General features: G+C 53.7%; 18 protein-coding genes. 4 read left to right on the forward strand and 14 right to left on the reverse strand.

Annotated features, from left to right (window positions below):
* Positions 1 to 2 precede the first annotated feature (2 nt).
* Positions 3 to 752 carry a 3'-5' exonuclease gene (locus tag B3P58_RS01115; RefSeq protein ID WP_286715416.1) on the forward strand — a complete coding sequence of 250 codons (750 nt, stop codon included), beginning with the start codon at positions 3 to 5 and terminating at the stop codon, positions 750 to 752.
* A 379-nt stretch (positions 753 to 1,131) separates the two neighbouring features.
* The gene (locus B3P58_RS01120; RefSeq protein ID WP_145470641.1) at positions 1,132 to 1,812 is read left to right on the forward strand and encodes a DNA-3-methyladenine glycosylase I; all 681 of its coding nucleotides are present in this window, start codon (positions 1,132 to 1,134) and stop codon (positions 1,810 to 1,812) included.
* 20 nt (positions 1,813 to 1,832) lie between these two features.
* On the opposite strand, the gene B3P58_RS01125 is transcribed toward B3P58_RS01120, so the two are convergent.
* From B3P58_RS01125 to B3P58_RS01175, 11 genes are all read right to left on the reverse strand, one after another.
* On the reverse strand, positions 1,833 to 2,606 hold the full coding sequence (locus B3P58_RS01125) for a response regulator transcription factor (protein WP_286715418.1): 774 nt from the start codon (positions 2,604 to 2,606) through the stop codon (positions 1,833 to 1,835).
* Entirely contained in the window at positions 2,606 to 3,967 is a 1,362-nt protein-coding gene (locus tag B3P58_RS01130; protein ID WP_286715420.1) for a sensor histidine kinase, read from the reverse strand. The genes B3P58_RS01125 and B3P58_RS01130 overlap by 1 nt, the downstream gene beginning before the upstream one ends.
* A 172-nt stretch (positions 3,968 to 4,139) precedes the next feature.
* Positions 4,140 to 5,000, reverse strand: a complete 861-nt coding sequence (locus B3P58_RS01135) for a CLCA_X family protein (protein WP_286715422.1) — start codon at positions 4,998 to 5,000, stop codon at positions 4,140 to 4,142.
* Positions 5,001 to 5,512: 512 nt separating this feature from the next.
* The gene (locus tag B3P58_RS01140) at positions 5,513 to 7,228 is read right to left on the reverse strand and encodes a peptidase inhibitor family I36 protein (protein WP_230330736.1); all 1,716 of its coding nucleotides are present in this window, start codon (positions 7,226 to 7,228) and stop codon (positions 5,513 to 5,515) included.
* A gap of 242 nt (positions 7,229 to 7,470) precedes the next feature.
* A complete protein-coding gene (locus B3P58_RS01145; RefSeq protein WP_286715426.1) occupies positions 7,471 to 8,190 on the reverse strand; it encodes an enoyl-CoA hydratase/isomerase family protein in 720 nt (239 codons plus the stop codon).
* Between the two features lie 14 nt (positions 8,191 to 8,204).
* Entirely contained in the window at positions 8,205 to 9,089 is an 885-nt protein-coding gene (locus B3P58_RS01150; protein WP_286715428.1) for an SDR family oxidoreductase, read from the reverse strand.
* A 33-nt stretch (positions 9,090 to 9,122) separates the two neighbouring features.
* Positions 9,123 to 11,072, reverse strand: a complete 1,950-nt coding sequence (locus B3P58_RS01155) for an acetyl/propionyl/methylcrotonyl-CoA carboxylase subunit alpha (protein ID WP_286715430.1) — start codon at positions 11,070 to 11,072, stop codon at positions 9,123 to 9,125.
* The gene (locus B3P58_RS01160; RefSeq protein ID WP_286715432.1) at positions 11,069 to 11,875 is read right to left on the reverse strand and encodes an enoyl-CoA hydratase/isomerase family protein; all 807 of its coding nucleotides are present in this window, start codon (positions 11,873 to 11,875) and stop codon (positions 11,069 to 11,071) included. Before B3P58_RS01160 ends, B3P58_RS01155 begins: the two co-directional genes overlap by 4 nt.
* Positions 11,876 to 11,886: 11 nt before the next feature.
* Complete coding sequence (locus B3P58_RS01165; protein WP_145470655.1) at positions 11,887 to 13,047, reverse strand: acyl-CoA dehydrogenase family protein; 1,161 nt, start codon at positions 13,045 to 13,047, stop codon at positions 11,887 to 11,889.
* A 24-nt stretch (positions 13,048 to 13,071) separates the two neighbouring features.
* Complete coding sequence (locus tag B3P58_RS01170) at positions 13,072 to 14,688, reverse strand: acyl-CoA carboxylase subunit beta (protein WP_286715435.1); 1,617 nt, start codon at positions 14,686 to 14,688, stop codon at positions 13,072 to 13,074.
* Positions 14,689 to 14,697: 9 nt separating this feature from the next.
* A complete protein-coding gene (locus B3P58_RS01175; RefSeq protein WP_286715437.1) occupies positions 14,698 to 16,506 on the reverse strand; it encodes an acyclic terpene utilization AtuA family protein in 1,809 nt (602 codons plus the stop codon).
* 147 nt (positions 16,507 to 16,653) lie between these two features.
* On the opposite strand from B3P58_RS01175, the gene B3P58_RS01180 reads away from it, so the two are divergent.
* Positions 16,654 to 17,250 carry a TetR/AcrR family transcriptional regulator gene (locus B3P58_RS01180; protein WP_286715439.1) on the forward strand — a complete coding sequence of 199 codons (597 nt, stop codon included), beginning with the start codon at positions 16,654 to 16,656 and terminating at the stop codon, positions 17,248 to 17,250.
* Between the two features lie 19 nt (positions 17,251 to 17,269).
* A complete protein-coding gene (locus B3P58_RS01185) occupies positions 17,270 to 17,488 on the forward strand; it encodes a DUF6500 family protein (RefSeq protein WP_225692383.1) in 219 nt (72 codons plus the stop codon).
* A gap of 332 nt (positions 17,489 to 17,820) precedes the next feature.
* On the opposite strand, the gene B3P58_RS01190 is transcribed toward B3P58_RS01185, so the two are convergent.
* Genes B3P58_RS01190 through B3P58_RS01200 form a run of 3 tightly spaced genes read right to left on the reverse strand, consistent with a single transcriptional unit; the run spans position 17,821 to position 20,734 of the window.
* Complete coding sequence (locus tag B3P58_RS01190) at positions 17,821 to 19,371, reverse strand: Dyp-type peroxidase (RefSeq protein ID WP_286715443.1); 1,551 nt, start codon at positions 19,369 to 19,371, stop codon at positions 17,821 to 17,823.
* A gap of 56 nt (positions 19,372 to 19,427) precedes the next feature.
* Positions 19,428 to 20,057, reverse strand: a complete 630-nt coding sequence (locus B3P58_RS01195) for a hypothetical protein (protein ID WP_145470668.1) — start codon at positions 20,055 to 20,057, stop codon at positions 19,428 to 19,430.
* A gap of 2 nt (positions 20,058 to 20,059) precedes the next feature.
* Positions 20,060 to 20,734 carry a hypothetical protein gene (locus B3P58_RS01200; protein WP_286715445.1) on the reverse strand — a complete coding sequence of 225 codons (675 nt, stop codon included), beginning with the start codon at positions 20,732 to 20,734 and terminating at the stop codon, positions 20,060 to 20,062.
* Positions 20,735 to 20,841: the final 107 nt, after the last annotated feature.

The raw sequence follows: 20,841 nt of genomic DNA on the forward strand, positions 1-20,841 counted from the left end.
CCGTGTTTTATCTGCCCCGCAGTCAGTTGCAGAATGAATCCAGTCTCAGCGGAGAAGATTTGTCGGCGGTAGACTGGCCGGCCCGTTTCCGTGAACTGGCCGCCGCTGCCCGTCACCCGGCTCTGCAACAGTATTACCAGGCCGGCGTACCCGCCGGCAGCACGGCCATTGCCGATGTGCCTATGGTGGCCATGGACTTTGAAACCACCGGTCTTGATCCGCAGCAGGGCGGTATTGTCAGCATCGGGCTGGTGCCCATGACGCTGGCACGGATCTCCTGCGCCGGTGCTGTGCACTGGATTGTGCGGCCGCGGGCACGCTTATCCAGTGAATCCATCGTGGTGCACGGTATTACCCACAGCGATATTGCCGCAGCTCCGGATCTCAGCAAGGTGCTGGACGACCTGCTGGCCCAGCTGGCCGGGCGCGTGGTGGTGGCGCATCACCGCAGTATCGAGCGGCGTTTTCTTAATAATGCACTGCTGACCCGGCTGGGGGAGGGAATCGAATTTCCGGTGATCGATACCATGGCGCTGGCATACCGTTTTCGCCGTGAGCCGGGGTTCTGGCAGCGTTTACGTGGCCGCAAACCCGACTCGGTACGGCTGGCCGATTGTCGTCGCCGTTACCATCTGCCGTTTTATCGTCCGCATCATGCGCAGACCGATGCCCTGGCCTGCGCTGAGCTGCTGCAGGCGCAGATTGCACATCACTTCAGCCCGCAGACGCCAGTAAGCGATTTATGGTGTTGAGTGGCTGTACCGGGCGTGTAATGAGCCGTTTACGTGGCCGGATTACAAAACAGTACAGGATGGTTACGAAAATCCCGGCAAATTGCAGAACACCTGTTCACAGCTGATCTAGAATAATGGTCACAGACGGCCAATTGAGGTTATTGTCGTGGACGACACCGAAACCTTTGAGCATGAGCTCAGCGAGCATGAAATGTTGCATGTGCATATGTGGGCGACTTTGGTCAGCTCGGTATTACTGTTTGCTATTGCCTACCTGAGCATGTGAATTCCTCCTGCATCTGCTTCAGCCCGCCACTGTGCGGGCTTTTTTGTGCGCGCACGGTGGCGGATGCTGGTAGTCTGAACGGGTTTTCTGACCGCAGTTACGAGGGGTGCTATGTCTTTCCGCCATTTCAGTGAAATCGAACAACGTGCGCTGTCGCGCCATTCTGAAGCCAGTGTCAAAGCGCGCCTGACGAAGCCCAAAAGCACGGCAGAGCTGTTGCAGATTCCGGCGCCACAGTGGTTGTCGGAAGCCTCGCGCGCGGTGTTTCAGTCAGGTTTCCGCTGGCAGGTGGTGGACGATAAATGGCCGCGCTTTGAACAGGTATTTGGCGGATTTAATCTCGCCTACTGCCGTCAGTTATCGGACGAGCAGCTCGAAGCCATGATGAAGGAAGACGGGCTGATCAAACACTGGAGCAAGACCCGTTCTATTCAGAGTAACGCCGATTATCTGGCCGGACTGGAAGCACAGTACGGCTCGGTTGCCGCATTCTTTGCCGCCTGGCAGCCGGAAGATATCTGCGCTAATATCGCCACCCTGCAAAAATCCGGTGCCCGTCTTGGTGGCAAAACCGGACAGCTGTGGCTGCGGCGTATGGGGGTGGATATGCCGATCTATTCCAACGATGTATTGGCCGCACTGAAGCTTGAAGGTGTTACCAACAGCATGCCGGGTTCTGCCAAAGCGCGGGCGACAGTGCAGCAGGCGTTTGATCAGTGGCGTGCCGACAGTGGACGCTCGCTGAATGAAATCAGCCAGTTGCTGGCACTGTCGGTTGCCGGCGGAAACTGAGGCCGCTTGCCGGTAGCGGTCTACATGCCCTCAACTTCTTCGGCCAGGGCTGAGCTGCCGATAATCTCAATCGCACCATTAAAGGAATAGCCGATACTGTGAACGGTTTTAATCGGCATTTCCTGGCCATCGGCTTTGCAGCGACGACGCAGGCGCGACACCATCACATCCAGACTGCGGGTTTCCGGTGCATATTGTTTAAAACCGAGGGCGGCATACAGTTCTTTGCGTGAGATTGCTGTCCCCGGCGTTTTGGCCAGCTTCAGCAATAATTTTAATTCCGACAAATTCAGATTCTGTGTGGTTTTCTGCGGCAGAATGATTTGCCACTCCGGCAGATTAAGTTGCCAGACCTGTTCACCGGCCGGGATTGTCAGCGGAGCCTCCTGGTGCAGAACCGGAACCTCTGGTGGCAGCTGAATACTCTGTTGTTGTCTGCCGGCCAGGTTCCTGATAATTAACAGCAATTCGCGGCTGTCGACCGGTTTGGGCAGGTAATAATCGATACCAGAGCTCAGACCTTGAAGGCGATCTTCCAGCGCGCCGTAAGCGGTCAGCATAATAATTTTACTGCTGTTCTTTTGTTTCAGGCGCCGGGCTGCTTCAAAGCCATTCTCTCCGGGCAGGTTTACATCCAGTACGATGACATCAGGCTGATAACTCTGCAGTACATAGTCCATCGCTTCGGCAGAATCTGCCTGGCACACATCCATGCCCTGACTGGCCAGAATCATGGCGATCGGTGCACGGAAGTCGTCTTCATCATCCACAAGCAATACGCGGATGTCGCTCATTATGTGTTCTCCTTTAACGGCAGGCTGATGCGGAAACGGGTGCTGTCCCCGTCGACCAGCCTTGCTTTTCCATGATGTTGTCCGGCGATAACGCGCACAAAATACAATCCTAAACCGGTACCGGGAGTGCGCTTGTCGGCGTTAATGCGGAAGTATTTTTCAAATATTTTTTCACGGGCTTCTGCAGCAATGCCCGGGCCGTCATCGGCGACATCGATATGTACGGCTTGAGCATCCAGGTACCAGGAAAATTCAATATTTCTGCGATCGGTTGAATGCTTGATCGCGTTATTGATCAGGTTAGAAAAAAGAATAAATAGCAGATCACGGTCACCCTGTACGATGATCGGTGATCTGTTATCACCCTGCAGCTGCACGTCATATTCATCGGCAACTTCCTGCAACACACAGGTCAGGTTGACGTCACTGAAGGTTTCCTGGCTGTCGGTCAGAAGATTCTGTACACGGTCGTTGTTCAGACAACTATTAACCAGCGTGGTAAGGCGTAAATTGGCACGATTGATCCGTTCCACCGAGGTATCAATATCATTGTTCTGATGATCAGACAGCAGGGTTATGGCGTCGGTATTGGCGCGGATAATAGCCAGTGGTGTGCGGAATTCGTGTGACAGCATAGTGACAAAAGCCCGCTGTTCCTGCAGAGCCCGCTCGGCAACCTGGTGTGCTTTCTGCTCATCATTAAGTTTTTGTTTCAGTGATTCCCGCAGCCTCTCTGACGTCATCATGATGATGGAAAACGCATAAATAAATGCCAGGATAATGCCCCAGATAAAAATCAGGGAATCGTCGCTTTTATCGAGAAAATGAATATCACCGGGCGGGTACTTCAGTGTCACAACAATGCGGATCAGGCTGCAGACCGACGCTCCGGCAAAGGCAATGGCGACACCGCGGCGGGCTGGTAATTGCTGCTGTCGTTCACGGTAGAGAACAAGCGCAATCAGAAAACACAGCGAGCCAATACCAATCGCGCTGGCGATTACCCGCATGCCGAGATATTCATTGCCGGGAAAAAATAAGAAAACCGGGGCAAGAGCAATAATAATGATTGCAGGCAAGCGCCACTCGGTGGGCTTACCGCAAAAAATACGCATCGTCTGATACAGCAATGCGTATGACAGCAGTAATAATATGTTCGACGCAAAGATGGATAAAACATCGGCAATCTGACCACGAAGCAGAATCAGTATGGTGGCCAGCGACTGGCAGGCAGCACCAAATACAGCAGGGCGTAAGCCGCGCTCTTCCGGCAGCAGGCGCCAGAATAAAAACAGGGTGATGGCACTGACCAGGGTGGTGATTGCCATTACGGCAACCAGGGTGCGGATATCGAATAACATGGGGTAACCTTTGCCTCAGCTCTGGCAGAAGTTCCAGCGCCAAAGACAATATTTTTCAACTCGTTACATTTGAGGATTGCCGGACAGTGCACTGCCTGACGTATATCCTGAGGCTTATCTTACCGGACAACAACAGCCAGATTACAAGAAATGGCTTTATAAATGCTTCAGGTCAACGGTTGAATTCTGTGGGCTGGCGCAGCAATGCCTGACACAGGGCGGAGAAGTAGCGGCTGAAAGCCAGATTGATAGTGCGGCGCTGTTCATCTTGTGGATACAGGCCTGATTGCGCTTCCGCCGATGCTTTACTGCCTTTTACCAGAAAAACATTTTTGATACTGGCGTCCTGAATAAAGGCCTCAAAAGCGCGGGCGCAGAGTTCTTCCGGCTGACTGTAGTAGTGGATATTCAGCGCTTTATCCTGCGCGGCCGAAGCAATAAACAACGGGCTGGGGTCGTTGCCATCAGCGCTGAGCAGAATGGCTTTAAAGCAGTCGCCCAATAAGGTATTCAGCGGATGCTCTGTCGCGCTTTTATTCTGTAGCCAGAGGGACGAGGCAAAACTCATAGCCGGTGCGCCGGTAAAAGCTTTGGTGGCCATATAGTGGTCGAAGGCATGAAACCATTCGTGAGCAATGCTGCCGGGACCGGCATTTTTGGCTAAAGCAAAACTGCGTTGCAGCGGCGAATAATGGGCCGATACGCCAGGGCGGCCACCACGGCCATATTGCAATGCCAGCGTGCCGCGTAACGAGATCAGCTCGCGCCGCAGGCGCAGGGCTTTTGCAGTGGGTAATGGCTGGCCGGCAAGAATCTGGGCTAAATCACACAATGCATCGTAGAAACAGGCCGCGGCATGTTCCTGCTCATCCTGTGTTACCCAGCGACCAATTTCGACACCGCGAAAATCAAACAGCTGACGGATAGTGAGAAAATCCGGAATGACGCCACCCAGTACGCTGCGATGGTCGGGGCCGGCGCGATAAAAACTGCGCTCAGTTAATGCGGTGGTCGGCTTGCCTGATTTGCGCATCGGATGTTGGCTGCTGTCTTTGGAAACAGCATTATGCCTGCAGAGTTTTCTGTGCTGTAGCGGAAATAAAAAATCCCGCGCAGGCGCGTAATGCTGTTAACTTAACGTTTTAAATCATTTTGAAACGCCCAGTGCCTCGCAGGGGAACTTATCCCCTTGCCGGCGGGCCGACCCCAGCTTCGCGCTGTGCAGGCCTTTTTCCTTCATGCAGACCACCTCGGTCACGGTAACGCGGATAATGGGCCATCCATGGCCCTATCCGCTCGCTCTGCATCCATGCAGAGACGTACCGACTCAGTGCTCTTCATTTCGGCGTCCTGCAGGCGCATTGATTATCCCGCTAAGCGGCTTTTCAAAACGGACATTATTGTTTCACCTGGCTCCCACGCTCTGCATGGTAGCCCTTGCTGGCACAGTTGCATTCCCACGCAGAGCGTAGGAACGAGGAAGCGGAAATAAAAAATCCCGCGCAGGCGCGGGATTTTAAGGTCAGAGCCGAGCGGCAGACGCTGTTACCAGCGATCCGGCAACCACTGACCATTGCTTACCGCAAAGTTCACATGCACGTCGCTGCCGGAGGTGATGGCATTACGCAGCAGGCGGGCTTCATAGGCACTGGCCGGGGTTGTATAGCTATAGCCCGGATATTCAGCGGCACATGCAGCGGTACCGTTGGCGGCATTACCCATCGCCTGAGTGATGGCCCACTGGCCGCTGTTGTTACGGCAGGCATAGTTCAGGCTGTTGTCGGCAGCAACGCTCATAAAACGATTGCCACTGGCGTGGAAACGGGCAATGCGGCCATTGCTGTAGGCTGAGCCTGCACCTTCCGGTCCGACTGCCCAAAGCTGGTTGTTCAGGCGGTCACCGCTGTTATCCATATCGCCTTCATCAATCATATCCAGACCAAAAGCGTTGATACCGTTCTGCAGGCCGGTTAATGCATCTGCAGCGCTGACGTTGTCGTTACAGAAATAGTTAATGCATTCCTGTGAGCGAACATAGCGGCTGCTGTTAAAGTGATTTTCGTAGACGTTCAGGCCACTGACGCCTTTGTTTTGCTCAAAGTTAACAGCAACACTTTTGGCAATATCACAGCCGGTGCTGCCGTCATCTTTATAAATAAAGACCCGTTTTCCCTGTTGGCGGATTTGCTCGAAGGTCAGGTCGTAGGGAAGGGTCTGACAACTGCCGGCGGTGTAGACGATATCGCCCAGCCAGGCGACGTCGTTCTGCAGCTGTTGATAGCCACTGCTGTCACCGTTGATATCGTCCTGCAGGTAGAAGAACACCACGTCATTGGCGTCGGCCCCTTTCAGCCAGCTGTCCACTTCACCCAGCATGCGGCGCAGCGTGGTGGTAAAGGTGGTGCCGCAATCAACCGAGTGACAGACCTTGGTGTAGCTGCCACCTTTACTGACATCCAGTTCAAAGAAACGCACGCCCAGCTGTAACTGTTCGATCAGCGCACGACGATGGTTTGGTCCGGGAATCAGCTGACCGCCAAAATACGCGGTGCTGTTAAACGCGTTGTGGGCTGCCAGAGCATTGGTTTCGCGGATAGGGCTGCGGTAACCGGCGGCTTCGGTAATATCGATCGCAGCTTCCTGAGCGGTAGGTGCGCGTGAAGTCACGCGAAAAGAGTCGATATTATCTTCAACCCAACCGGCGGGACGTTCTTCCAGATTGGACGTGCTGCGCGTCAGGATGCGGTTTTCTTTGCTGTAGTTAAAGCCGGGGTAATTAAAAATCTCGACATTGGCTTTACCGGCAACCAGCAGCGAAGAGGCTTTGTTACGGCCCAGTAATACATTATTCAGATCGGATTCACCTTCACCGGCCTGCAAGCAGTGTGGTGTACCGCGAAAGCCCGGATGCTCGAATAAACAGGCAAAATCATTGCTGTTACGGTTACGCACTTTAAACGAGCTGATGCCGTCATTCATATTGCCCATTTTGTAGGTATTGGCCATCACCCGGCTGTGTTTACCGCCGTAATTGCTGTGCTCGAAAATTTCGATATAGCTGTTGCCGTACAGTTTAATGGACGACACTTTGTCGTTGCGGGAAGAGCCGATCCAGCTGTTATCACCAACGCCATAACACCATTCGGCGCCCTGATATTCTGCATGTTCATACAGACAGACTTTGTCTTCGGCCTGGACTGCCAGCGCAGTGCCTGACAGCAATAATGCGGCGGTCAGCGCGCGCACAGAAGGTTTTTTCATACCGACCTCACAGAGAGAGTGGAGAGTTATTTTTATTGCTCTCCGGTGGCGGCGTGAGATCACTCAACGGAGATAAGCTTCCATGCAGGAACTATCTTAGACCTGTGGTTGTGAAGGGAGTATGACAATATGAGACGATGGTCTTGTTTTTTTGGCAGAATTTAAACTGATGAAATTGTCAGAAGAAACCAGCCGCAGAGAGCGGCTGGCCAGGCGTTCGCGTCAGCGGTTCAGCGCTCTGCTCAGAGCAGTTTCATGGCATCAATAAACGGCGGGTTTTTCTCGCGCAAAGCATCCAGTACCGGCTTGTGAAAGCGCTTTTTATGCTCGGCAAAAATAGTGCGCTTTTTATTAAAGGTGCGGGCAAAGGTCAGCGCACCTTCCAGTACTGCGTCTTTACCTTCAAAAATAGCGGTAAGGAAATGATCGGCGAGTAATTCCGCCGCGCCGACCCGGCGGCCGGTCAGCAACATATCGTTGTAGCGATACGCCGGCAGACTCTTCAGTACCACATCAATTAAACCCGGTACAAAGGGAATGCTCATATCCACTTCCGGAAAACAGAAGTAACCACGATCACTGCGCATAACGCGGAAATCACAGGCACAGGCAATCACACAGCCATTGCCAAAAGTATGGCCGTTAATGGCGGCAATCGCCGGCACAGGAAGCTGCATCAGCCGCGCATGACAACGATCCATGGTGTGCATAAATTCTTTCACATCATCATGCTGGCCACCCTGAATGGAACCCATCAGCCAGGGCACATCCAGACCCTGGCTCCAGCTTTTTTCATCGGATGAGGTAATTACCAGCGCTTTAAAATCGATATTATCTTCCACCGTCTGCAGGTGTTGCTCAAACTCCCGGGCAAACTGCAGATTGTGAGTGTTGGCACCGTTATCGAAAGAGATAATGGCAACCTTACCGCTGTCATCACTGCGCAGACTGATCAGACTCATTGCTAATTCCTGCCTTATTCTTCGCTTAAACCGCCCAGTGGTGGCTGTGCGCCATACACATAGGCGTCCGGCGCCTGGACAAATAAATCCGGCATTAAATCGGTTTTATCGCTGTCCGGGTTGGCACGGTACTGATCGAAATTGGTTTCACCACGGCTGCGCAGAAAATCTTCATCAATCAGCAACTGGCCGGTGATTTCACGTGCGCTGGTTTGCAGCAACGTGTGAGCGGCGTCGGCCATAATCAGCGGATTACGTGCGCGGTCAAAAGACTGCTTGCCGCCAAACGAGGTTGCCGCAGTGTGAATAACGGTACGTGGCCATAATGCATTAACGCTGATGCCATAGCGTTTGAATTCGTCCGACATACCCAGTGTCAGCATCGACATGCCGTACTTGGTCAGGGTGTAAGGCGAATGGTTACGCAGCCAGCGACGGTCCATATCCAGTGGCGGACACAGGCTTAAAATATGCGGATTGTCGGATTTTTTCAGATGTGGCAACGCTTTCTGGCTGAGCAGAAACACCGCGCGGAAGTTTACCTGCATCATCAGATCGAGTTTTTTCAGTGGCGTGCTTTCCACACCGGCCAGCGCGATGGCACCGGCATTATTGATGATGGCATCGATGCCGCCAAAACGCTCAACGGTTTTTGCAATCAGATTATCGACGTCTTCTTCGCTGCGCACATCCACTTTAATCGCCAGCGCCTGACCGCCGGCTTCTTCCACTTCGCGCGCAACGGAATGAATGGTGCCTTCGAGTTTCGGGTTCGGCTCGTCGGACTTGGCGGCAATCACAATATTGGCGCCGTCACGGGCACAGGCCAGTGCAATTTCGCGCCCGATGCCACGGCTGGCACCGGTAATAATAATGGTTTTATTGTTGAGGCTGGCCATGCTCAGCTCCTGATTTTTATTAATATGTAAGAATTATTCGGCGCTTTCATCTGCCTGCAGTTGGATCAGCAGCTGGCGGCCTTTTACCTGATCACCGGCCTGCACCAGAATGTCCTGCACCACGCCATCTACACCGGCTTTTAACGGATGTTCCATTTTCATGGCTTCCAGTACCGCCAGTGTCTGGCCTTTCGTTACGCGCTCGCCGGCTTCAGTGAGTACGGTAACAATGGCACCGTCCATCGCCGCGCGCACCTGATCGGAACCGGCGCTCTGGGTGCGGCTGCTGACCAGCGTGACATCGCTGAAGCACAGGTTACCACGCGGCGTGTCCAGCCAGAGCTGGCCGTTATCTTCCGCCCAGGCGATGCTTTGCTGCACATTATCAATTTCATAACGCAGCAGGTCTGAGGTTTTTTCCAGCAGGCGCAGGGCGCACTCTTCGCCGTTATGGTTAACCAGCAATTGCTGGCCGTCACGGCGGATGCTGAGGGTAAATACCGTTTCACCCTGTTTTAATTTCAGCGGCCGTGCCGCGCTGTGACTGCTGGTAAAACCCTGAGGCGCAGCGATTAATGCCGCCGCCAGTGCCAGATCATTAAGTTCAGGCTGCAGCGGTTGCATGCTGGCGTGGTCGCTCAGGTGCTCGCTGATAAATGCGGTGGTTGCCTCACCGTTAATAAAGGCCGGGTGAGCCAGAATCGCGGCTAAAAAGGCGCGGTTATCGGCAATGCCCAGCAAATGCGATTCACGCAGGGTGCGCAATAAACGCCGCCGTGCTTCTTCGCGGTTGCGGCCAAAGGCAATCAGCTTGGCCAGCATCGGATCATAATGCGGGGTAACGCTTTGGCCCTGCTGAATACCGGAGTCGATACGGATACCATCGTTAATGCTGTGCTGATCGGCGGCCTGCCAGAGTAATAGTTTTCCGGTTTGCGGGGTGAAATTATTGGCCGGATCTTCGGCGTATAAACGCACCTCAATGGCATGGCCCTGCAGGGTAATATCCTGTTGCGTGAAGCCCAGCGTCTCACCCTGTGCAACCTGTAATTGCAGCGCAACCAGATCAAGTCCGGTAACCAGTTCAGTCACCGGATGCTCGACCTGCAGACGGGTATTCATTTCCAGAAAATAAAAATTCTGCTCAGCATCGACCAGAAATTCCACCGTACCGGCACCGTAATAACCGCAGCTTTTTGCCGCAGCGACAGCAGCTTCGCCCATCGCACGGCGCAGGTTGTCATTCACAAACGGCGATGGTGCTTCTTCCACTACTTTCTGATGACGGCGCTGTACCGAACAGTCGCGCTCGCCCAGATACACCACATTGCCGTGCTGATCGCCGAATACCTGAATTTCGATATGGCGTGGTTGCAGCACCGCTTTTTCAATAATTAATTCGCCACTGCCAAAAGCATTCTGTGCTTCGGAGCGGGCCGAACGGATATGTTCATTTAAGGTTGCAGCATCACTCACCAGACGCATACCCCGGCCACCACCACCGGCAGAGGCTTTCAGCATCACCGGTAAACCAATGGCTAACGCTGCGCTGTGCAGGGCTTCGTCACTCTGATCTGCCCCTTCGTAACCGGGAATGCAGGGCACACCGGCTTCGATCATGGCAATTTTCGATAAACGTTTGCTGCCCATTAATTCAATGGCGCTGGCGGACGGGCCGATAAAAATAATACCGGCCTGCTCGCAGCTGCGGGCAAAGGTGGCATTTTCAGATAAAAAACCATAACCCGGATGAATGGCATCGGCACCGGTCTGTTGTGCTGCGGCAATAATCCGTGCGGCATTTAAATAGCTGTCGCCAACGGCGGCGGCACCAATGCACACCGCCTGATCGGCCAGTTGTACATGGGGTGCGTTGCGGTCGGCTTCGGAGTAAACGGCAACGGTTTCGTAACCGGCTGCTTTGGCGCTGCTTAATACGCGTACGGCAATTTCGCCACGGTTAGCGACCAGAATTTTATTCATGCCTTTTCCTCCTGCACAGCGGCCTGAGCCCAGGCGGCCGGACGCTTCTGCATAAAGGCCATTGCGCCTTCCCGTCCTTCGCCCATGACGGCGGCGGCAAAATTCTGTGCGGCCTGATCCAGTAATTGCGCCAGCGGTTGTTCAGCATCGGCGACCGCATGCAGCAGTGCCTTGGTTTTGGCGGTGGCGGCTGGTGCGCATTTTAATGCCTGCTGAATGGCGTTATTTACTTCAGCTTCAAGACTGTCGTTGTCGGCACACAACTGATGAACAATGCCTAAACGCAGAGCTTCTTCAGCATTTATACGGTTGCCGAATAATGCCAGACGGCGCGCCTGAGTCAGACCAATGCGCTGCACCACAAAAGGAGCAATCTGCGCCGGTAAAATACCCAGCGAGGTTTCCGGCAAGGCAAAGCGGGCAGTGCTGCTGGCGATGGCCAGATCGCTGACACAGGCCAGACCAAAACCACCGCCCATCACCGCGCCTTTTAACGCGCAGATAACCACCGCCGGTAAGCGGTTGGCGGTTTCAATCATATGACCAAAGGCGCGATTAAATTCGGCCAGACGGGCGCTGTCGCCACCGGCCGCCTGCATATCTTTAATATCGCCACCGGCACAGAAATGATCGCCATTACCTTCAATCACCAGTACACGGCAGTCGGCCTGTTGGGCGCTGTTCATCAGCGCCAGCAGTTCTTCCACCATGGTCAGGCTCATGGCGTTGGCGAGTTGCGGACGGTTAAGGCGTACACGCCAGACGGCGGGCTGCTGCTCAAGTTGCAGGGTTGTAAATTCCATACCGCCTCCGCTCAGGATTTTTTACGCTTAGGCAGAATGCCCATGTATTTGCAGATAATGCCGAGCATAATTTCGTCAGCGCCACCGCCAATAGAACCAAGACGGTTATCGCGGTAGAAACGGGCAACCTGGTTATCCCACATAAAGCCCATACCCCCCCAGTACTGGAGACAGCTGTCGGAAACTTCACGGGTCAGGCGGCCGGATTTTAATTTCGCCATCGACGCCAGACGGGTCATATCTTCGCCGTTCAGATAACCTTCACAGGCCTGATATACCATGGCGCGCAGTGCTTCGACTTCGGTCTGCAATTCGGCCATGCGGAAATGAATCACCTGATTATCAATCAGTGGCTGACCAAAGGTATGGCGCTCACGGCAGTAATCAATGGTCTGGTTAATACAGGTTTCCATACCGACCAGTGACATGGCGGCGGCGTACATACGCTCTTCCTGAAATTGCAGCATCTGCATCATAAAACCAGCACCCTCAGCACCGATACGGTTGCGCTGTGGTACGCGCACGTTATCGAAGAAGATCTGGGCGGTATCGGATGAGCGCATACCCAGTTTGTTCAGCCGTGGTGACAGGGTAATGCCGGGAGAATTCATCGGCACCACAATCAGGGATTTATTCGAGTGTGGCTTGTCGTCTGAGGTATTGGCCAGCAGGCAGATAAAATCGGCCTGGGTGGAGTTGGTGATCCACATTTTGGTGCCGTTAATAATGTAATCGTCACCGTCTTTTTTCGCCGTGGTTTTTACTGCGGCAACGTCGGAGCCGGCACCGGGCTCACTGACACCGATACTGGCAACCATATCACCGGCAACGGCGGGGGCGAGGAAGTTCTCTTTTAAATAGTCACTGCCGAAACGGGCAATGGCTGGCGTCGCCATACAGGTCTGCACACCAATGGCCATAGGCACACCGCCACAGGCAATGCCGCCCATTTCTTCAGCGGCGGCCATTTCATAAGAAAAATCCAGACCTAAACCGCCGGCACTTTCCGGTTTGCTGATACCCAGCAGGCCGAGGTTACCCATTTTCTTGAACAGTTCATGGGCGGGAAAAATACCTTCTTTTTCCCATTCGTCGACATGCGGATTAATCTCGTTTTCGACGAAGTTTTTAACAGTACGTTTAAGTTCTTTATGTTCCTGAGTCAGACGCATGAGAAAATTTCCTGAAATTATTGTTTAAAAACGGGCGATGCCAAAGGTGTTAGGTCGTAACGGCCGCTGCTGCGCTTCGTAGCAGATGCTTAACAGATGCATCAGCAGAGTGCGGGTGTCGCGCGGGTCAATCAGGCCGTCATCCCACAGACGGGCAGTACCGAACAGGGCGGTCGAGCCCATTTCCAGTTTGGCGGCGGTCATCTGCTCTAACTGCGTGAGCATTTTTTCATCGGGCTCAACACCCATCTTGCGTTGTTTTTCTTCGGTGACAATGCGTAATACCTTACCGGCCTGAGCGCCACCCATAACGGCGGTTTTGCTGTTTGGCCAGGCGAAAATAAAACGCGGATCAAGACCGCGGCCACACATCGCATAATTACCGGCACCATAAGAACCGCCGACCACAATCGACAGCTTAGGTACGGTAGCGTTGGCGACCGCCTGCAGCATTTTTGAACCGTGTTTAATAATGCCATTGCGCTCGGATTCAGTACCGACCATAAAACCGGTGGTGTTATGCAGGAACAGCAGGGCAATATTGTTCTGCTCGCACAGCTGAATAAACTGTGCCGCTTTGTTTGCACCTTTGGCGGTGATCGGCCCGTTATTGCCGATAATGCCGCAGGAGAAGCCACCAATGCGGGAAAATCCACACACGGTTTGCTGGTCAAATTCGTTTTTAAAATCCTGAAATTCTGAACCATCGGCGATACGCGCAATAATTTCGCGCACGTCGTAAGGCTGTTTGGCTTCGGCCGGAACCACGCCGAGTAATTCGTCGGCGCTGTACAGCGGCTCTTTAAATTCGGCGGCTGGCTGATAGGGCAGTTGGGTGTTCCACGGCAGGGCAGCCATCACATCACGCGCAATACGGATACCATCGGCATCGTCTTCGGCCAGATACTCGGCGGTGCCGGCATCGCAGGCGTGCAGCTCGGCACCACCTAATTCTTCGTCGGTGGCAATTTCACCGGTGGCGGCTTTTAACAGCGGCGGCCCGGCGAGAAACATTTTCGCTTTACCGCGTACAGCAATCACCACATCGGATAAACCGGGCTGATAGGCGCCACCGGCGGTAGCGTTACCATGCACCACTGTTACCTGCGGAATACCGGCAGCACTCATACGTGCCTGATTGGCAAAGGCTTTGGCGCCGGGAATAAATACATCGGTGGCGTAATTGAGGTTGGCGCCGCCACTTTCCGCCAGAGTCACTACCGGCAGTTTGTTGTCGCGGGCAATTTCCTGAATACGCAGGATTTTATCCAGACCGCCGGGAGAAATGGTGCCGCCTTTAATCGCACTGTTATTCAGCACGATTAAACAACGGATACCGGCAACCCGGCCGATACCGGCAATAATGCCACCACCGGCACCGCTGCCGTCTTTATCGTCGTGCATTTTATGGCCAACCAGTGAGCCCAGTTCGATAAATTCGGAACCGGCATCCAGCAGCAGACTTAAACGTTCGCGTGGCAGTAATTTGCCGCGTTTATGAAATTTTTCCTGCGCTTCCTGTTCTTTGGCGCGCACTTTTTCTTCGACCGCACGGAATTCTTCCAGCGCTGCCAGCATGGCCTGCTGGTTATTGCGGAACTGTTCGCTGTTGCTGTCGAGTTCTGAGGTGAGAATGGTCATGATGTGTCCTTAACGATTCAGCAGCTGCTGATATTCAGCATCGGCCCGGGCAGCAATGTCCGGTGTTACCGCAACCGGTAAATCCAGTAACTGCTGAGCAAAGGCTTTACCCTGCGGATCGATGCGCAGGCTGGCCATGCCACCGCCGCCGAGGGAATTGCGCAATAAAAGATTAAAAGCGTTTAAGCCGGGCAGGGCGAACAGCTCCACATCGCTGTTATCGGCCAGCACGTGGGCAAACCACTGGCCGATATTTTCCGGCGCCAGTGCGGCCTGAATAAATGGCAGGTAATCCGCATCGCGCGCCATGACACCAATATTGCTGTGATTACCTTTATCGCCACTGCGCGCTACCGCCAGTTTGATTAACGGCACACTGATATCAGAGTCGGGTGTTTCAGCGGCGGCATTAATTTTGGCTGAGGGCCAGTGCGGAGCATGGTCAGCGCAGTCGATAGCCACGGCTGTTTTATTGTCATCCAGCTGAATCTGTACCGGCACATCGGCTTTCGGCCAGAGGAAAGAAAATAAGCGGATATTCGGGCTGGGTTTTGGCCGGCCACCAACAATACCGGTTAAGCCCGGTGCCATGGCGGTAGCTGCCTGAGCAATTTCGCGGGCGAACACTTCCAGCGCTTTTTTATCGGCGTGACGTACGGCGATTTTAACAATCACTTCGCGGCTGTCTGCAGCGCGGGCATTGGCGCCGTAGGTGGTTTCAGAGCCGAGAATTTCAATATCCTGTGCAGTAAAAGCCTCCATGCCCAGTACCGAATGCAGCACGCTGACGCGCTGCAGAATGGCTTCGGCCACGCGCTGGCCTTTTGCGACGGCATCGCGCCCGCCAATCATAAAGGTTGCCGTGCAGCGGAAGCCGTCCATCCAGGTAGCGCTGACTTTATAGTCGGCCGGTGGTGCATAACCGCGGGCGCCGCTGACGCGGACCTGCTGCTCGCCGCTCTGGACAATATTTACCTGAGTAAAATCGCAGCAGACATCGGGCAATAAATAACAGGCCGGATCGCCGATTTCATACAACAGCTGTTCGCCCACGGTAAAAGGCGAAATCAGGCCGCCGGTTTTCGCTGGTTTACTGACCACAAAGCTGCCGTCGGCGGAGCATTCAACAATGGGGAAGCCCATATTGGCGTAGCCGCTTTCAACCAGCTGCCAGTCGGTGAAATTACCGCCGGTACACTGCGCACCACATTCGATGATATGGCCGGCCAGAGAACCCTGCGCGAGCTGATCGTAATCGGATTCGCTCCAGTTAAATTCATGCATCAGCGGGCCCAGCACCACAGCGCTGTCGACCACGCGTCCGGTGATGACAATATCGGCACCGGCCGCCAGAACATCGCGGATGGCCGGAGCGCCGAGGTAGGCATTAACGCTCAGGCAGCGGCCGGGCAGCGGCTCGTCGCTGAACATATCTTTTACGCCGGCAAAATCAGCCTGACGGGCGCTGAGGTTATCGCCCTGTACGGTGCCGACGCTGAGGTTCAGCCCGGCTTCGGCGATTAACGCGCGCAACGCCGCGGCGCAGCCTTCAACATTGATACCACCGGCGTTACTGACCACCTTAATGCCCTGGGAGGCGATGGCCGGCAGCAGTGGCTTCAGGGTCTGGACGAAATCCGGGGCAAAACCGGCTTCTGGATTTTTCAGGCGTGCACCGGCCATGATCGACATGGTGACTTCGGCCAGATAATCGAACACCAGATAATCGAGCTGACCCTGCTGTACCAGCTGGTGGGCGGCGGTGCCGGTATCGCCCCAGAAGGCGGAGGCGCAGCCGATGCGGACGGTATCCTGCATGGTGAAATCCTGTTGTTAGCGTTTGCCTAAGACTATCAATCATCGCGCAACCAAGCAAGCGCTTGGTTTTTAGTTTTGCGGCCTGACCGGGATTGCCCCTACAATAGGCCTGTTCGTCATACAGACGTCTTCAGATAAGGAAAACCCGTGATAGAACAACTGATTGCCGAAGGGGTTATTACGGACCCGGGCAGTGCCCGTGGCCGCCTGCTGGCTGCCGCCGCGCGCCTGTTTAAACAGCAGGGGTACGAACGCACCACCGTGCGTGATCTGGCTGCTGAAATCGGCATACAGTCGGGCAGTCTGTTTCACCATTACCGCAGTAAGGAAGATATTCTGCGTGCGGTAATGGAAGAAACCATTCAGCTGAATACCGCGCTGATGCGCATTGCGCTGCAGCAGGCGCAGGACCCGCGCGATAAAGTGCTGGCGCTGATCCGTTGCGAGCTGCAATCCATTCTCGGTGAAACCGGCGAAGCCATGAGTGTGCTGGTGTATGAATGGCGCTCACTCAAACCCGACAGCCAGCAGCACATCCTGAAGTTGCGCGATATTTATGAACAGCTGTGGCTGGATGCGCTGGCCGAAGCCCGTGCTGCCGGCATGGTGGCGATTGAACCTTTTATTCTGCGCCGCTTCTTAACCGGTGCACTGAGCTGGACCACCAACTGGTATAAACCCGATGGTGATATGACGCTGGATGAACTGGCCGAATACGCGCTGACCCTGGCGATAAAACAGTGAAACACAGCGGAGAAATACAGTGAGAGCCAGTCTACGCGCTAAGGTCGTGCAGGTTTGCGACAAGAAAATAGCCGCCAAGGGCGATAATGTCGGCGTATCCTTTTATGCGTTTTTCGCCAATAAAAATGACGATCCGGACCTGCTGATGGAAGCGGCCGAATGGTGGATTAAAACCCATTGCCTCGATCATTTTGAAAAAGCGGTAAAAATTAAGGCCATGGTGCTGGCGGGCGACTGACGCTGGCTATGGAAAGGAAAGAGGAAGACCATGGATAAGGTAAAAGCCCGTTACCGGCGAATAAAATGGCGAATGGTTGCTGCTGTGTTGGTCTGGCTTGTATTTATTGTGCTTTTTAGCAGCACCCCTTATCGCGGTGAGATCTGGTTTGTCGGTTGCCTTCTGTTGATGGCTATAGCAGATGAAATGGTGGGCCAGCTGTGTTGCCCTAAATGCCATCAGCCACTGGGGCTGAGAATTAACCGGATAGTCTGGATATTCCGCTGTGAACACTGCAGTAATAAAAATGCCGTTAGTTAAAGCGGCATTTTTATTACTGCAGCAGAGCAAAATCAGGTCGGATCGATAATGCCCTGAGCGATCATATCCAACGCGGTAATGCTCGGGATAAAGAAGTAATCACCACCGCGGGTTTCCACCATACGTGGCAGGCTCGTGCAGAAAAAAGGTGCTTTACCGTCTTTCGGATTAACCTGAACAATATGCTTGTCGGTCAGTTTGCCGTTGTTGGCGCCGATTAATACATCGCGGTCGTTACCAAGATGAAAATCGTTGGAGTAATTCACCCACTGCTGCTGCACAAACTCGAACTGACGCTCGAGGCTGGCGCTGATGCACATAAAAATAATACCCTGTTCGCTGTTGTCGTTGGTCAGCTCATCATGGCCGCCATAAGGCAGTCCGCGGCGCATTAAACGGCGGCGGTCGACCAGTGCACCCGGACGGTCAAAGGCTCCTTTTTCGGTTTCCAGCGAGCCACGGGTATTGGTGCGGCGGATATGAGCACCGATCGGACATTTTGCTCCGTGCTTATCGTCGTTATAGGTGAAATTAATCCACTGTTCTTCCAGAGCTTTTAACTGACCAACAGCGCAGGCATCACCTTCAGCGGCTTTTTTCTGTAATTCTGCCATTTTCCGGTCGAGTTCGGCCTTGGCTTTATCATCCGGTGCCAGCACCAGCGGGGCGCCGTTATCCGGCCAGCGACCGGAAAATTTAGCCATTAATAATTCGCGGCTACCGTCAAAATCTTTGGCCATATTTTCGACATAGTCGTTAAAGGTTTTTACGTTTTCGTGCAGCTTGCGGTACACCATGTAGGTACCGTTGCGTGCCAGCAGGTGCGGTTCCGGTGCCAGCGGGTATTCTTTGGCTTCATCGATATGACCGAGAATAAATTCACCGGTCGCCAGCGGCTCCCACTTGCCATCACGGTTCAGTTTACCGCGTCCGGGCAGGCGTTCCGGGTCATGGCCGCAGCCTTCAAAGTAAGGATTGCCGATACCATCGACAAAACCAAAGTGTTCTTTGGGGGTGGCTTTACCGTTTTCAAAAACGGCGGAGGCATCCTGATAAGGCAGCAGGCTGCCGTTCGGGCCTTTATGACCAGGGCGGATGCTGACGCTGCCCTGTACGTTTTGCATCAGCTCTTCGATCTGGGCGAAGCGTTGTTCCACCGCTTCCTGGGTCTGACCGTTAATGGAAACCCAGGCGTGTACGGTGTCACCCTGCCATACCGGGTCCCAGTGCTGTGGGCTGCTTGGGCCGTTGTCACCCAGAATGGCGGCACGGGGTTTCATGCCCATTTTAAATTCCTGCGGAAAACCGTCGAGGGAGCGGCGCGGTAAGCCCAGTGCGCACAGACCGTGATAGGTAAAGGCAATATTGGTGGTGGCTGCTGGCTTATCGGATTGATCCGGGTGCTTTTTCTCACTCCAGGGTTCGGCGGTGGTAATCAGCGGAATTAACTGCTGCAGAAAATTGCGGCCACCGGCGTAGTCGTGAAATTCGAGAAAAAAGTATCGCGCCTTGGGAAAACCAAAGCGGCCATAGCCTTTACAGATATTGCCCTGAATATCGTACAGATCGAGAGGTCGGTTCATAATCAGTCCTTGTCGCCAGGCGTGCCGCGCACGCGCTGAATAAATCCCTGGGAAATTCAGTACATGTTTTGCAGACGGGTCTGACCGGGCGCCCAGCTTGGCTGGTCCAGGTCGGCCAGTTTGATTTCTGCCATAAAGTTATTAAAAGCTGTACGCAGTGCTGCGGCATCCTGCCCCTGATGAGCGAGAGCAAATTCGCTGAAAACCTGTTTTACATACAGGGCTTTCAGTTGCTCTTTTAATGACACATCGGTCGAGCCGTTAAAAAACAGCGTCGTAGTGAGCTGACACTTTTTGATATAGGCGATGAAATCATCGGCGTTCTGCACTTTGTCAAAGGCGACGGCGTATTGCCACAGGCTGCGCACATCGGCTTCAGCGTTATCCCACATGCCTTTCAGATAGGGTTCCAGCTCACCGTGGAAGTTACTGGTAAATACCAGGTACTTGGATTTCAGATGATCGCGGGCAACGTCGTTACCCTGCTGAAAAAACACGTCGTTAAGAATAAACAAACGGGCAAAATAGGTATTGGGAATACGGGCAAAAGGGCTGCCGGCATCTTCTTCCAGACGCTGAATGCGGCGGCGGGTAATTTTGTCGAATGAGGTCTGTTCGTCATGGACGCCGTTGATCAGCGGACAGAGCGTGGTCAGGCCGTAGGAATTTCCGAAAGTGTTTGCCATGCTCAGGCCTCCTGCTTGCCGGCCACGCGGGCCATCATAAGATTGGCGTGCTGGTGTTCCTGCACCAGTTCGTGCGATGCGCTCATCAGCGGGCTTTCACCCATGCTGCCAAGGTTGTGCTGGTTGCTGGCAAGAAACTGCTGGTAAGCCTGGAAGAATTCTTCATCGCTGAGGCTTGCGGTATTTTTCTGGAAATTGTTCAGATTGGTGAATAATTTCTGCGCCGTTTTTACATCGTTGGCCGCGGCCAGCGGATAGGCGTTGTAGTAATGGCCACTCTCTATCTGGTTAAAACGGATGTAGTTATAAAAATCGTGCAGCGGGATGGATTTCGGATACTTGATATTCCAGCGCCAGAACATATCGAGGCCGGAGGGAATCGCAAATGAAAAGGAGTCGATGTACTGATCCCAGCTGCCGTTAAAATTACTTTCAAACAGCATATAGCTGTAGGTCAGTTTTTCTTTCGGCTGGCTTTTGTCTAAGCGTGGAAATGACCAGCGGTTAATAATGGTCCAGCGTGCGTAGTGAATCAGCGACAGGGTCAGTAAACCATTGAGGAAGTAGGGGAAGGTTTTTACCACCACCCAGAAAATCAGTTTTTGCCAGAGGGCAGTCCACCACCGCAGCGGGGTGAGTACATTCATACCATAGGCTTTGCCGGCGACGTTCGACATAGTGAATTCCTTTTCTGGTGCCAGATAAATCGTGCAGTCATGCAAGCGGCAAAGACTCTAGCGGTTTCTGCGTTGCGGGTAAAGGACGCAGCGGACCTCTTTAGCGC

Source organism: Thalassolituus sp. UBA2009 (genome assembly GCF_002335285.1).
Classification (GTDB): domain Bacteria; phylum Pseudomonadota; class Gammaproteobacteria; order Pseudomonadales; family Oceanobacteraceae; genus Venatoribacter; species Venatoribacter alkanivorans.

Coding starts and splice junctions, on each gene's coding strand:
- B3P58_RS01120 (WP_145470641.1), top strand. CDS start 1,132: ATGTCTTTCCGCCATTTCAGTGAAATCGAACAACGTGCGCTGTCGCGC.
- B3P58_RS01125 (WP_286715418.1), bottom strand. CDS start 2,606: ATGAGCGACATCCGCGTATTGCTTGTGGATGATGAAGACGACTTCCGT.
- B3P58_RS01130 (WP_286715420.1), bottom strand. CDS start 3,967: ATGTTATTCGATATCCGCACCCTGGTTGCCGTAATGGCAATCACCACC.
- B3P58_RS01135 (WP_286715422.1), bottom strand. CDS start 5,000: ATGCGCAAATCAGGCAAGCCGACCACCGCATTAACTGAGCGCAGTTTT.
- B3P58_RS01140 (WP_230330736.1), bottom strand. CDS start 7,228: ATGAAAAAACCTTCTGTGCGCGCGCTGACCGCCGCATTATTGCTGTCA.
- B3P58_RS01145 (WP_286715426.1), bottom strand. CDS start 8,190: ATGAGTCTGATCAGTCTGCGCAGTGATGACAGCGGTAAGGTTGCCATT.
- B3P58_RS01150 (WP_286715428.1), bottom strand. CDS start 9,089: ATGGCCAGCCTCAACAATAAAACCATTATTATTACCGGTGCCAGCCGT.
- B3P58_RS01155 (WP_286715430.1), bottom strand. CDS start 11,072: ATGAATAAAATTCTGGTCGCTAACCGTGGCGAAATTGCCGTACGCGTA.
- B3P58_RS01160 (WP_286715432.1), bottom strand. CDS start 11,875: ATGGAATTTACAACCCTGCAACTTGAGCAGCAGCCCGCCGTCTGGCGT.
- B3P58_RS01165 (WP_145470655.1), bottom strand. CDS start 13,047: ATGCGTCTGACTCAGGAACATAAAGAACTTAAACGTACTGTTAAAAAC.
- B3P58_RS01170 (WP_286715435.1), bottom strand. CDS start 14,688: ATGACCATTCTCACCTCAGAACTCGACAGCAACAGCGAACAGTTCCGC.
- B3P58_RS01175 (WP_286715437.1), bottom strand. CDS start 16,506: ATGCAGGATACCGTCCGCATCGGCTGCGCCTCCGCCTTCTGGGGCGAT.
- B3P58_RS01190 (WP_286715443.1), bottom strand. CDS start 19,371: ATGAACCGACCTCTCGATCTGTACGATATTCAGGGCAATATCTGTAAA.
- B3P58_RS01195 (WP_145470668.1), bottom strand. CDS start 20,057: ATGGCAAACACTTTCGGAAATTCCTACGGCCTGACCACGCTCTGTCCG.
- B3P58_RS01200 (WP_286715445.1), bottom strand. CDS start 20,734: ATGTCGAACGTCGCCGGCAAAGCCTATGGTATGAATGTACTCACCCCG.